Raw genomic sequence first — 13,075 nt, forward strand, 5'->3', positions numbered from 1 at the left:
GGGCACATTTTAGCGAGCCTCGAATGACCCAGAAACCCAATATCCTTTTCATCATGTCGGACGACCATGCCGCCAGGGCGATTTCCGCTTATGGCGCCGGTCTGAACAGCACGCCCAATCTCGACCGTATTGCACATGAAGGCATGCGCCTCGACAGCTGCTACGTGACCAATTCGATCTGCACGCCGAGCCGGGCGGCGATCCTGACGGGCACCTACAACCACGTCAATCTGGTCACGACGCTCGACACGCATATCGACAACCGTCTGCCGAACGTCGCCAAACACCTGAGCGCCAGCGGATACCAGACCGCGATTTTCGGCAAGTGGCATCTGGGGGAAGGCAAGGCCCATGAGCCCACCGGTTTCGACGAATGGTCCGTCCTGCCGGGTCAGGGAGAGTATTTCGATCCGGTCATGATCGACCGTACCGGTCCGCACGCGCAACAGGGCTATGCCACCGATATCATCACCGACAAATGCCTGGCTTTCCTGGCGCGGCGCGACGCCGACCGGCCGTTCTTCCTGATGTGCCACCATAAGGCCCCCCATCGCAGCTTCGAGCCGCATCCGCGCCATCGCCATCTCTATGCCGACGGCAAGCTGCCCGTCCCCGAGACGTTCGGCGACGATTATTCGAACCGCGCCGCAGCTGCGGCCGCCGCCAAGATGCGCATCCGTTCGGACATGACCTACAAGGACCTGGGGCTTGTGCAGCCGGAGGGCGGCGAGGAAGTCGGTGACCTTCTTCTGCCCGGCTGGTCGCAGCGCAAGGTTCCGGGCATCACCGAAGGCCAGGAACTCAGGCTGATCGACACGAACACTGGCGAGGCCTATGTCTTCACCGACGCGGCCGCGCTGGATCTGTTCAAATATCAGCGCTACATGATGCGTTATCTGCAGACGATAGCCGCCGTGGACGAGAATGTCGGGCGGCTTCTGGACTATCTCGATGCTGAGGGTCTGAGCGAGAACACCATCGTCATCTATACGTCCGACCAGGGGTTCTTCCTGGGCGAGCACGGATGGTTCGACAAGCGGTTCATGTACGAGGAATCGTTGCAGATGCCGTTTCTGATCCGCTATCCGGCCGGGATCCAGCCAGGATCGACCTCGAAGGTGATCGCGACCAACGTCGATTTCGCACCGACATTCCTCGACTATGCGGGGCTGGCGACGCCAAGCTACATGCAGGGCGAAAGCATGCGTTCGACGTTGGAACAGACCGTCGCTCCCGATCCGCAGCGCGTTGCCTATCATCGCTACTGGATGCACAAGGACGAATTCCACAACGCCTTCGCCCATTACGGCGTGCGCGACGGCCGCTACAAGTTAATCTACTGGTACAATGATCCGCTTGGTCAGCTGGGGGCCTATGCCGGCGACGAGCCGCCTGAATGGGAACTTTTCGATTGCGAAACGGACCCGTTCGAGCTGCACAACCGGGCCAACGATCCCGCGCTCGCCGACATCTTTGCCGCGATGCTTGCCAAGCTCGATGCCAAGATGAGCGCGATCGGCGACATCCCCGAACATGACACCGCCGCCGTTCTCGCAACCTTGCGAAAACCGGACGTCGAAGACTAAGCTGAAGGCTCGTCATGAACTTCCCCAGAGGACTGGCTGCGATATGGTGGCGTTGGATTGTTGCAGGTTACACTGGAGAATCCGGGACGCTGGTGGATCGGCTCGCCAACGTGAGGGAGGACCCATCAAAGAGTGGGAGACCGATATCAGCGATTTTACGCCAGCGTGTAGGCCGTTTTCATCACCGTGAAGAACTCGGCTGCATACTTGCCTTGCTCGCGCGAGCCGAAGGAGGAAGCCTTGCGGCCGCCGAACGGCACGTGGAAATCGACACCGGCGGTCGGCAGGTTGACCATCACCATTCCGGCTTCCGAATTGCGCTTGAAATGGGTGGCATGCTTGAGGCTCGTCGTGGCGATGCCAGCCGATAGGCCAAACGGCGTGTCGTTGGCGACCGACAAGGCTTCCTCGTAATCCTTGACGCGGATGACCGAGGCGACAGGGCCGAAGATTTCCTCGCGGCTGATGCGCATCTGGTTGGTGGCTTCGGTAAACAGCGTCGGCTGCAGATAGAAGCCCGGATTTTCCCGTTCGATCGTCTCGCCGCCGAAGGCGAGCTTGGCGCCTTCCTTTTTGCCGATGGCGATATAGTCGGTATCAGTGGCAAGCTGACGCTCATCGACAACAGGGCCGATATGGGTGCCAGCCTTCAGCGCATCGTCGACCACCAGCGTCTTCAGCTTTTCGGTCAGTGCGGCGACGAACTTGTCATGAATGCCTTCAGTGACGATCAGGCGTGAGGAGGCGGTGCAACGCTGGCCGGTCGAGAAGAAGCCGGAATTGGCCGCAGCCTCGACGGCAACAGTCAGATCGGCATCGTCAAGCACGACCATCGGGTTCTTGCCGCCCATTTCCAGCTGGAACTTGCGGTTATGCTCGATGGAGGCGGCAGCCACCCGCTTGCCGGTTCCGGTCGAGCCGGTAAAGGTGATACCGGCGAGATCCGGGCTGTCGAGCATCGCCTGACCAACGACAGAACCCTTGCCCATGACCAGGTTGAGCACGCCCTTCGGCAGACCGGCGCGATGAAGAATATCGACAATCGCCCAGGAGCAGCCCGGCACCAGTTCGGCCGGCTTGAAGACGATGGTGTTGCCGTAGCAGAGCGCCGGCGCGATCTTCCAGGCGGGAATGGCGATCGGGAAGTTCCACGGCGTGATGATGCCGATGACGCCGATCGGCTCGCGGGTAATCTCGACACCGATGTTCGGACGGACCGACGGCAGCGTCTCACCCGCGAGACGCAAAGCCTCGCCAGCAAAGAAATCGAAGATCTGTGCCGAGCGGATCGTCTCTCCGATGGCTTCCGGAAGCGTCTTGCCTTCTTCGCGGGCAAGCAGATTGCCCAGCTCTTCCTTGCGGGCGAGGATTTCGTCGGCCGTCTTCTTCAGGATCGCGTGACGCTCAAGGATGCCCGAGCGCGACCAGGCCGGAAACGCGGCCTTGGCAGCGGCGATCGCGGTCTTGGCGTCTTTGAGGCTCGCCCGCGCGTAAAGACCAATCACCTCATTCGTATTCGAGGGATTGATATTCTCAATGGCATCTGCACCCACGACCCATTCACCGGCGATGAGATTGTTGAACATGTTGGTTTCCTTCAAAAAGCATCGGTTTCGACGCAGGCCGGCTTGAAATACAAGTCCGCAAAATCACCGATCGGCGAAATGTTCGCGCAGCGCCTCGACCAGCCGGTCGCCCATCTGTTGCCGCGTTTCACGCGTGCCGCTTCCCATATGCGGCGAAAGCACGATGCGGGGATCGTTCCTCAATGGCTCCGGCACGTGCGGTTCTTTCTCGAAGACGTCAAGGCCAGCGCCGGCAATGCCATTGCGCGCCAATGTCGCAATCAGCGCCGCCTCGTCGACGATGGTGCCGCGGGAAATGTTGACGAGAAATCCATCCGGGCCGAGCGCGTCCAAAACCTGCTGATCAATCAGGCCGATTGTTTCCGGCATGGCCGGGCAGGTCACGATGAGCAGGTCGGCCCATTCGGCGAGTTCTACGGCGGTGGCGAAATAGGCAAGATCGGACGGCTTCTTCCGTGGCCCCTGATAGGCGACGGTCGCGCCCATGGCCTGCAGGCGCCTTGCTATGGCGGAGCCGATATGACCAAGGCCGACAATGCCGGTTTTCAAGGAGCGCAGCGAGCGGCCGAGCGGAAACGTACCGCCATTCTCCCAATTCCCATGCCGCACGAAATCATGGCCGCGAACGGTGCCGCGCGTTACTGAAATGGCAAGCGCGACAGCAAGATCGGCCACATCCTCTGCCAGGATTTTCGAGGTGTTATGAACTGCGATGCCGCTGGCCTGCGCGGCTTCGACGTCAATTCCATCCAGCCCTGCGCTGTAGCTGGAAATGATCTCCAACGCCGGCATAAGGTCGAGCATCGCCTTGTCGATATGAGCATGACGCACGGCAATGCCGCGAATATTCGGCCCATGCTCGGCTAGTAAACGTGCGCCTTCGTCATGGTCCTCTGGAAAATGCAGGATATCGAAGGTCTCGTTCAGTTCCCGCTCGGTCTTTTCCGGGAGGTGTGCTGCCTGAAGAATGGTGATGTCTTTGTGCATGAAACTGCCCATCGCTTGGTGGAAAAATTCGGGGCGGCGCTTACCGCCCCTTTGTTTCGCGCCATGCGGCGAAATCGATTTTGGTCTGGTCTTTTGTCGGAGGATAAAGACCAATGATCGAGCGGCCCTTCAGAACCTCCTCCGTGACGAAATCCTCGAACGCCGTCATTTCCACGGCCTCTTCGGCAATCTCGTCGGCAATGCCCGAAGGAACGATGATCACGCCTTCGCGGTCACCAACGACAACGTCGCCCGGCCAGACGGCGACATCGCCACAACCGATCGGTTTGTTGATATCGAGTGCCTGATGCAGGGTCAGGTTGGTCGGCGCCGACGGCCGGCTGTGATAGGCGGCGATATCGAGTTCGGCAATTTCCGGGCTATCGCGAAAACCACCATCCGTGACGACGCCGACCACGCCACGAACCATCAGGCGCGAAACAAGGATTGAACCGGCGGAGGCGGCCCGTGCATCCTTGCGGCTGTCCATCACAAGCACCGAGCCCGGCGGGCATTGTTCGACGGCCGCGCGCTGCGGATGATCCGGGTTTTGAAACACAGAAAGCTGGTTCAGGTCCTCGCGGGCGGGGATATAGCGCAGCGTGAAGGCCTGGCCGACCATATTCTTCGGTTTTTGCGAGAGCGGCCGTACATCCTGGATGAACTGGTTGCGCAAACCGCGCTTGAAGAGCGCCGTGCAGAGTGTTGCGGTGCTGACGCCTTCGTATTTCGTTCGCGTCGCGTCTGAGAGAATGTAATCGGTCATAAGTTCCTCCAGTCAGAAATGCTTGGCCGTAATCGGCACTCAGAAAATGTCGGGTTCGCCGGCGGACTTGCCGAATTCCGTCTTCAGGAAGTCGAAGTCGCAGCCGTCATTGGCTTGCAGGATGTGTTTCGAAAACATCCAGCCGTAACCGCGCTCGAACTTGTCGGCAGGCGCGACCCATTCCGCGCGGCGCCTTGCCAACGTCTCCTCGTCGACCAACATGTCGATCGAGCGGTTCGGCACGTCGACGCGGATGATGTCCCCGGTGCGCACCAAGGCTAGCGGTCCGCCGACGTGAGCTTCCGGGGCCACATGGAGAATGCAGGCGCCGTAACTGGTACCGCTCATGCGTGAGTCCGAGATTCGCAGCATGTCGCGCACACCCTGCTTGATCAGCTTCTTGGGGATCGGCAGCATGCCCCATTCCGGCATACCTGGACCACCCTTTGGACCTGCGTTGCGCAGCACCATGATATGGTCGGCGGTAACGTCGAGATTTTCGTCCTCGACTGCCTTTTTCATCTCCGGATAGCTATCGAAGACGAGGGCCGGGCCTTCGTGGACGCGCAGGCGCTCTTCGCAGGCGGATGGCTTGATGACGCAGCCATCGGGCGCAAGGTTGCCGCGCAGGACCGCCAGCGACCCCTCGTGATAGATCGGGTTGGACAGGGGCCGGATGACATCGTCGTTGTAGACCTCTGCGCCCTCCAGCGTTTCGCCGAGCGTGAAGCCGCTGACCGTCATGACGTCGAGACTGAGCCTGTCCTTCATCTCGTTCATCAGTGCCCGCAGGCCGCCGGCATAGTAGAAATCCTCCATCAGGTATTGTTTGCCGGAGGGGCGGATGTTGGCGATCACTGGCGTGATGCGGCCCGCCTTGTCGAGATCGTCCAGCGTCAATGGTACCCCGGCGCGGCGTGCCATGGCAATCAGATGCACGACAGCATTGGTGGAACAGCCTGTTGCCATGGCAACAGCGACGGAGTTATCGACGGATTCACGGGTGATGATCTTGTCCGGCGTCAAATCCTCGAACACCATCTCGACGGCCCGGCGACCGCAGCGGGTCGACATACGGATATGATTGGCGTCGGCGGCCGGGATCGAGCTTGCCCCCGGCAACGTCAGCCCCATGGATTCGGCGATCGCCGTCATTGTGCTGGCCGTACCGAAGGTCATGCAATGACCGTAGGAGCGGGCAATACCCTCCTCGACGCCGGTCCACTGTTCGTCGGAGATCGTACCTGCACGGCGTTCATCCCAATATTTCCAGGCATCTGAGCCGGAGCCCAGATATTCGCCCTTGTAATTGCCGCGCAACATCGGCCCCGCAGGCAGGAAAATCATCGGATATCCGGCGCTGACGGCGCCCATGACAAGAGCGGGCGTAGTCTTGTCGCAACCGCCCATCAGCACGACGCCATCGACAGGATGGCCGCGCAAAAGCTCTTCCGCCTCCATCGCCAGGAAGTTGCGATAGAGCATCGTCGTCGGCTTCAGCGCACTTTCAGACAGGGACTGGACCGGCAGCTCGACAGGAAAGCCCCCCGCCTGCAATACCCCGCGCTTCACATCCTCGACACGATGCTTGAAATGCGCATGGCAAGCATTGAGATCGGACCACGTGTTGAGAATGGCGATGATCGGCTTCTTGCCCCAATCTTTCTCATCATACCCCATCTGCATCAGGCGCGAGCGATGGCCCGAGGACCGAAGGTCGTCAGGAGCAAACCATCGTGCGCTGCGCAGTGCGCTCACTGTCTTGGACATCGGTGTTTCCTACATCGTGTTTTTTCTCGAATTCCGGATTAGCACAGGCAATAGGGAACGGCAATACACTAATGCATTAGCATTTATGTGACGATCAAACCCTTCACCTGCTATAAGAATATGGAAAATTAGAACGGAATGGCGATGGATACCCGGCCTGAGCATCGGGCGGGGTTTTTCCGGACACGGGTGGTAGAATTCACCCTGCCGCCGTCAGAGCTGAACGAAATCCGGATAGCGCTCGACGATGCTATCAACCATCGACAGCGTCCCCGAGAGATGAATTTTCATCGCTTCCTCGGCCCTTTGAGGGACCCCGGCAGCAATACCTTCGATGATGGCATCGTGATTATCGACAACGCGCGCCTTGCCGACATTAGGCAAGTTGAGCCGGCGAAGCCGATCGATGTGACCGCTGTGACGCCGAACCACCGGCCAGATATCTTCCAGTCCTGCTTCTTCATAGAGAATATGGTGGAAGTCACGGTCGCGGCGCAGGAAATCCCCGTATTCGTTGGAAGAGACGAGAGCCTTGAGCTTTTCGTTTGCAGCGGTCAGGCGACTGATAAATCGACGATCCGGCCTGGATGCAAGTTCATGGACGATCTCCTGCTCGACGGCACGCCGCATGAAATGCGACTGCCTCGCCAGGTTGATATCGATCTTCGATACCAACGTGGCATATTGAGGATAGACCGTGACAAGCCCCTCCTCTTCCAAACGCATCAATGCATCGCGAACAGGGGTCTGGCTCAGACCGAACTGCTTTTGCAATTCAAGGCGGGACAGAGCAGTGCCGGGCGCAAGCTCAAGTTCTAGAATTTTCTCGCGAAGATATTCGACGATCTGCGGAGCAATCTGGCGCGTGCGATCCAGGCCACTACGATGCTTGGCAAAGGGCAAATCGGAGGTCAAAGACATCTTCCTTTTCAAATCGTCTTTGACTGTCTTAATGCATTAATGCTTTAGTGTGAAGCGCTTCGCCCCTAGTGGCATTTTTCGCAGAAGGTACCGCACTCTTGACGGAAGACACCGCTCCTATTGCAAACATACCGGAAATAAGGCCGTCCAGCTATGCGGATCAGGTCTACGGTCATGTTTTGCAGGATATTTTGAAAGGTACGTTTCCACCGGGTAGCAAGCTGCCATCCGAGAGCGATCTCTGCGACCGTTTCGGCGTGTCTCGTCCGGTTATTCGCGACGCCCTGGCGCGACTGCGATTGGATGGTCTCGTCGAAGCGCGTCGAGGAAGCGGCACCTACGTCCTCAGCACACCGTCCCGAAACCTGCCTGATCTTGCCGACCTGACAGATATTTCCCGCTTTCTACGCTACCAGGAGCTTCGGCTTTGCGTCGAAGGCAATGCAGCAGCACTCGCAGCCGAACGACGCACAGATAAGGCGCTGGGCGACATCGTCGAAGCGCACGAGCAATTCACCAGCCAAGTCGCCCGCGGCCTCTTGCTGCCGGAAAGCGACCGCCGTTTCCACCTGTCGATCGCGGAAGCAACTGGAAACGAGTTTTTCAGCATGGCTCTCGAAGGTCCGGACGTGTCGTTGAGCAGCTTCATGAACGTCTCGTTGTCGTTAACACGGTCAGGATCTCCGGCACGCGCGCGAAAGGTGATCGGAGAGCATGCAGACATTGTCGATGCCATCCGCAACAAGGACCCCATTTGGGCTCGCGTCGCAATGGAAAGCCATATTCTTCAGGCCCGTCGACGGATGACAAATGGTGATCTGGATCCTTAAATGCCAAAATATGTAATTTATGTTTACAACTTTTCTTTAATTCAGTAAGGATAGTTGACTTTAGGAGGGTCAACTATGCAACAAGCACTGACGCAAGCCGACTACGCCTCGTCTGTAGTCGCCGTGCCTCCCATTGCGCTAAACACTGATTACTCGGTGAATGCGGGCGCCAACGAGGCCATCATCAAGCATATCGAAGGCGGTGGAGTGGATATCCTGCTCTATGGCGGTAATGCCAATCTCTATCATTTCAGCCTTGAAGATTATCGGTCTGCGATGCGAAGCATCAAGGCAGCGGCCGCACCGACGACACACCTCATCACCTCCATCGGCCCCGACTTCGGCAAGGCGATGGCGCAGGCTCCCATTGCACGCGATCTCGGCTTCAAGAATGTCATGGTCCTGCCGACAAACTTCCCAGCCGACCCGGCAGGTGTCGCCAACGGCGTACGTAAACTTGCCGACGCATTCGGCACCGGCCTTATCCTCTATCTGAAGCGGGAACACTACGCAGATCCCGACGAACTGGCAAAGCTGGTCGCAGAAAAAGCCGTAAGCTTCGTCAAGTACGCCGTCGAGAAATCCGACGCCTCCAAGGATCCCTATCTTGATGCTGTCCTATCTGCGATCGGGACGGACCATCTGGCGAGCGGCATGGGGGAAACCCCAATTCATGACCATCTTGGACTGCGCAAGCTGACGACTTACACATCTGGCGCCGTCTGCATTGCACCGGTGGCTGCATCCGAACTGCTGACACTCTACAAGACCGGCCGAGCAGCCGAGGCTCTCGAATTGAGCCGGGCTTTCCTGGAGTTCGAAAAGATTCGCCTCGATCTCGGTGGCCTGCAAGTTTTGCATGACGGCCTGCGGCTTTCCGGAATTGCAGATACCGGCCCGCTTATGCCAATGGTTTCAAACCTTCCTGTGGAAAAATTGGAACCGGTCCAGGCTGCGGTTGACGCTTTGAAAGTCGCCGAAAATCAAGCCATTTCCCGGGTTTCGACCCTTAAGAAACGGATGGCCGGCCAATAGTTGACAGCTCGTCGCACCTAGACTAATACATTAGTGCTCTAGTGTGTTTTGACAGTGTGGAGGCACTGTATCCGGGCCGCGCATACCGATGCGGCGGCCCGTGCACCATCGCATCACGGTCTTTGACCAGGAGGAGAATGACAATGACCACCAAGTATTCCCGGGGTGTATCGGCTGCACTGATGTCGATCCTGTTTGCCGGCGCCGCCCATGCGGCCGAAGGAGAAGTCAAGATCGTGCTGCCGGAGCAGCCCGCCAATCTTGAGCCCTGTCGGTCGATCCGCTCCGATATCGGGCGCGTGATCAATTCCAACATTACCGAGACGCTGACCAATATCGAACCAGAGAAGGGCACGGTCGCGCCATGGCTTGCCGAAAGCTGGGAACAGGTCAACGAGCTCACCTGGCGCATTCATCTAAAATCAGGCGTCAAGTTCCAGGACGGCGCTGACTTCAACGCCGAGGCCGCTGCCAAGTCAATCAACCGGCTCATGAATCCGAAATTGACATGCGACAGCCGCTCGAAGTTCGGCGACGTCAAACTGACACCGAAGGCGATTGACGCGACGACGCTTGAAATTGCCACCGACACGCCGCTTCCGATCATGCCGACATTGCTCGGCACTGTTCAAATCGTCTCCCCCAACATGCCGTTCGATGGCGAAACCAATGCGCCAGTCGGCACCGGGCCCTACACGCTGGAAAGCGCCACCAACGAGCAGATCGTTCTTGCCCGCAGCGATAGCTACTGGGGCGCAAAGCCGGAAGTGGCCAAGGCAACCTATGTCTGGCGCGGTGAATCAGCCATCCGCGCTGCAATGGTTGAATCGGGCGAAGCGGATATGACACCGTCGCTTGCCGTGCAGGACGCCACCAATACCTCGACCGATTTTGCCTATCTGAATTCCGAAACCACCCGCATGCGCATCGACGCGGAAATTCCGCCGCTCAACGACGTGCGCGTGCGCAAGGCCCTCAATCTCGCCATCGACTGGGATGGCATGGGTGAAGCACTGTTCGGTAAGGACGTGCTGCGTGCCTCGCAGATGGTCGTTCCGGGCGTGTTGGGCCATAACCCGGACATCAAGCCATGGCCTTACGACCCTGATCAGGCAAAGAAGCTCATCGAAGAGGCCAAAGAGGACGGCGTCCCGGTTGATACCGAAATTGTCATCATCGGCCGCAATGGTTTCTTCCCGAATTCCGCTGAATCCCTCGAAGCGATGATGGCGATGTGGCAGGAGATCGGCCTGAAGGTTTCGCTGCGACAGCTTGAGGCTGCAGACTGGGTTCGCTACCTCGACAAACCCTTCCCCCAGGGCCGCGGGCCGACCCTCTTCCAGCAGCAGCATGACAACAATACCGGCGACGCTGGCTTTACTGCTCCGGTGATGTTCCTGAGCGATGGGCAGTATTCAACGATCGCCGATCCGGCACTCGACGTGGTCCTGAAAAAAGCGATGGCGGCCACCGGCGGCGAGCGCGAAAAACTCTTTCAGGAAGCCTTCCTCAAGGTCCACGACGAGATCGTTGCTGATGTCCCGATGTACCACATGATCGGCTATGTCCGGGTCGGAAACCGTCTCGACTGGAAGCCGGACCTGAAGACAAACAGCGAAATCGCACTGTCTCAGATCAAGCTCAAGGACTAACCTTGCCTAGGCACGGCGGTCGATCCGCCGTGCCTTTTCTTTTTTCATTCTGGAAGGAAATGGCAGTGTTCGGCTTTATTCTGAGACGCTCGGCACAGAGCTTGATCGCTGTGATCGGCTTGCTCGTCCTCGTCTTCTTCTTGTCCCGCCTGACGGGCGATCCGGCCTATCTCTATCTGCCGCTGGATTCCTCGGAAGCTCAGCGTCAGGCTTTCTCGGAAGCCAACGGCTTCAACGATCCGGTCTACGTCCAGTTCGGACGCTATCTGCTTGGTGTCGCCAATCTCGATTTCGGCACGGCGCTCAGCCGCAACCGGCCAGCCATGGAGGTGGCGCTAGAAGCCTTTCCGCAGACGCTGAAGCTTGCCGTCATCGCCATGTCGTTGGCGCTCGTTCTTGCCGTCGTGGTCGGCTCGCTCGCCGCAGCAAAGCCGGACAGTCTCTTCGACAGGATTGCGAGCACCGCATCCCTGGCCGGCGCCAGCGCTCCGGATTTCTGGGTGGCGATCGTTGCAATTCTCGTCTTTTCCGTCGGCCTCGGCCTGCTGCCCACTTCGGGCACCGGCACGCCCTTACACTGGATCATGCCGATCTTCGTGCTGACGCTACGTCCTTTCGGTCTACTGGTGCAGGTGGTGCGCGGCACGATGATCAGCGCGCTTGCCTCGCCCTATGTGAAGACCGCCCGCGCCAAGGGTGTCCAACGAACCCAGATCATCTTTCGCCATGCGCTCAGAAACTCGCTGCTGCCGGTTATCACTGTTGCCGGCGATCTTGCTGCAAGCCTCGTCAACGGCGCCGTGGTCGTCGAGTCCATCTTCGGATGGCCGGGGATCGGCAAGTTGATGATCGATGCGATCGTTCGGCGTGATTTCGCCCTGATCCAGGCGACGGTGCTGATCACCGCCATTGCGATCTTCGTTCTCAACATCCTGATCGATCTTCTCTATGCAAGGCTCGACCCGCGCATCAGGTTTCAAGCGAAATGAGTATGCCAGCGATGACCATACCTGCAGACACCAAACAGAAAACGGCCGGGCGTTTTCAGGCCCTTCGTCTGATTGCGCGCAACAAGCTGGCTCTGGCCGCCGTGATCTTCCTGACGCTCGTGGTGCTCTGCGCCATCTTCGGCCCGTGGCTGATGGGCAACTTGATCGACAAGCCGAACTTCCGTGCCCGCAACATGGCCCCCTTCAGTCTTGCTCAAGGCTGGGCATACGTGCTTGGCGCCGATACGCTCGGCCGCAGTCTTTTGGCCCGCCTGATTGTCGGGGCGCAAAACACGCTGGGCATCGCGCTTTTCGCCGTGTTCTTCTCCATGCTGATCGGCGGCTTCCTCGGGCTAATCGCCGGCTATTCCCGCGGGCTGCTCAGCAATGTCATCCTGCGTGTCGCCGATATCGTCATGAGTTTCCCATCGCTGCTCCTGGCGCTGATCGTGCTGTTCAGTCTTGGCCCTTCGGTCACCAATCTGGTTATCGTCCTTGCCGTCACCCGCATTCCGATCTATCTGCGCACCACGCGTGCCGAGGTGCTCGAGGTCCGTGAACGCATGTTCGTCAGTGCTGCCATGGCGCTGGGCGCCGGGCATATGCGGATCATCTTTCGCCATATCGCGCCGATCGTTCTCCCGACCCTCGTCACCATCGGTGCCATTGATTTCGCAACGGTGGTCCTGGCTGAGTCCTCGCTGAGCTTTCTCGGCCTGGGCATCCAGGCACCGGAATTTACGTGGGGTGCGATGGTCGCGACAGGTCGGGGTTACCTGGCCACTGCCTGGTGGATCGCCTTCTGGCCGGGTCTTGCCATCCTGCTCACGACCCTGTCGCTCAATATTCTCTCGAACTGGTGGCGCACCTATGCCGATCCGCAGCAACGCTGGCGCATCGAACTTGCCCGCTCGAAAAAGGGAATTCCGGAGAAACGCACATGACCGCTTTCC

At 58.8% G+C, this 13,075-nt stretch carries 11 protein-coding genes; 6 read left to right on the plus strand and 5 right to left on the minus strand.

The window, feature by feature from the left end; all coding sequences use genetic code 11:
- The first annotated feature begins 23 nt into the window (after window positions 1–23).
- Window positions 24–1,586, plus strand: a complete 1,563-nt coding sequence (locus ACSQ3J_RS18375) for a sulfatase family protein (protein WP_060504103.1) — start codon at window positions 24–26, stop codon at window positions 1,584–1,586.
- A gap of 155 nt (window positions 1,587–1,741) precedes the next feature.
- Here the strand turns inward: ACSQ3J_RS18375 and ACSQ3J_RS18380 are convergent, their stop codons facing one another.
- From ACSQ3J_RS18380 to ACSQ3J_RS18400, 5 genes are all read right to left on the minus strand, one after another.
- Window positions 1,742–3,172 carry an aldehyde dehydrogenase family protein gene (locus ACSQ3J_RS18380; protein ID WP_436039770.1) on the minus strand — a complete coding sequence of 477 codons (1,431 nt, stop codon included), beginning with the start codon at window positions 3,170–3,172 and terminating at the stop codon, window positions 1,742–1,744.
- Window positions 3,173–3,235: 63 nt separating this feature from the next.
- The gene (locus ACSQ3J_RS18385; RefSeq protein ID WP_436039771.1) at window positions 3,236–4,159 is read right to left on the minus strand and encodes a 2-hydroxyacid dehydrogenase; all 924 of its coding nucleotides are present in this window, start codon (window positions 4,157–4,159) and stop codon (window positions 3,236–3,238) included.
- Between the two features lie 40 nt (window positions 4,160–4,199).
- Complete coding sequence (locus tag ACSQ3J_RS18390) at window positions 4,200–4,925, minus strand: ribonuclease activity regulator RraA (protein WP_060504102.1); 726 nt, start codon at window positions 4,923–4,925, stop codon at window positions 4,200–4,202.
- Window positions 4,926–4,964: 39 nt separating this feature from the next.
- Window positions 4,965–6,695, minus strand: coding sequence for an L-arabinonate dehydratase (gene araD, locus ACSQ3J_RS18395; RefSeq protein WP_060504101.1), 1,731 nt, complete (start codon window positions 6,693–6,695; stop codon window positions 4,965–4,967).
- A 213-nt stretch (window positions 6,696–6,908) separates the two neighbouring features.
- Window positions 6,909–7,610 carry a GntR family transcriptional regulator gene (locus ACSQ3J_RS18400; protein WP_436039901.1) on the minus strand — a complete coding sequence of 234 codons (702 nt, stop codon included), beginning with the start codon at window positions 7,608–7,610 and terminating at the stop codon, window positions 6,909–6,911.
- Window positions 7,611–7,714: 104 nt separating this feature from the next.
- Here ACSQ3J_RS18400 and ACSQ3J_RS18405 point away from each other — a divergent pair, with 104 nt between their 5' ends.
- The 5 genes from ACSQ3J_RS18405 to ACSQ3J_RS18425 all read left to right on the plus strand — a co-directional run bounded on the left by ACSQ3J_RS18405 (window position 7,715) and on the right by ACSQ3J_RS18425 (window position 13,066).
- Window positions 7,715–8,446, plus strand: coding sequence for a FadR/GntR family transcriptional regulator (locus ACSQ3J_RS18405; RefSeq protein ID WP_060504161.1), 732 nt, complete (start codon window positions 7,715–7,717; stop codon window positions 8,444–8,446).
- Between the two features lie 75 nt (window positions 8,447–8,521).
- Window positions 8,522–9,481, plus strand: a complete 960-nt coding sequence (locus ACSQ3J_RS18410; protein WP_436039773.1) for a dihydrodipicolinate synthase family protein — start codon at window positions 8,522–8,524, stop codon at window positions 9,479–9,481.
- A 143-nt stretch (window positions 9,482–9,624) separates the two neighbouring features.
- Window positions 9,625–11,133, plus strand: a complete 1,509-nt coding sequence (locus ACSQ3J_RS18415) for an ABC transporter substrate-binding protein (RefSeq protein WP_436039775.1) — start codon at window positions 9,625–9,627, stop codon at window positions 11,131–11,133.
- A gap of 65 nt (window positions 11,134–11,198) precedes the next feature.
- Window positions 11,199–12,122, plus strand: coding sequence for an ABC transporter permease (locus tag ACSQ3J_RS18420; RefSeq protein ID WP_060504160.1), 924 nt, complete (start codon window positions 11,199–11,201; stop codon window positions 12,120–12,122).
- Complete coding sequence (locus ACSQ3J_RS18425) at window positions 12,119–13,066, plus strand: ABC transporter permease (protein ID WP_060504098.1); 948 nt, start codon at window positions 12,119–12,121, stop codon at window positions 13,064–13,066. Before ACSQ3J_RS18420 ends, ACSQ3J_RS18425 begins: the two co-directional genes overlap by 4 nt.
- Window positions 13,067–13,075: the final 9 nt, after the last annotated feature.

This window comes from Rhizobium sp. LjRoot98 (assembly GCF_964252935.1).
GTDB lineage: Bacteria > Pseudomonadota > Alphaproteobacteria > Rhizobiales > Rhizobiaceae > Pararhizobium.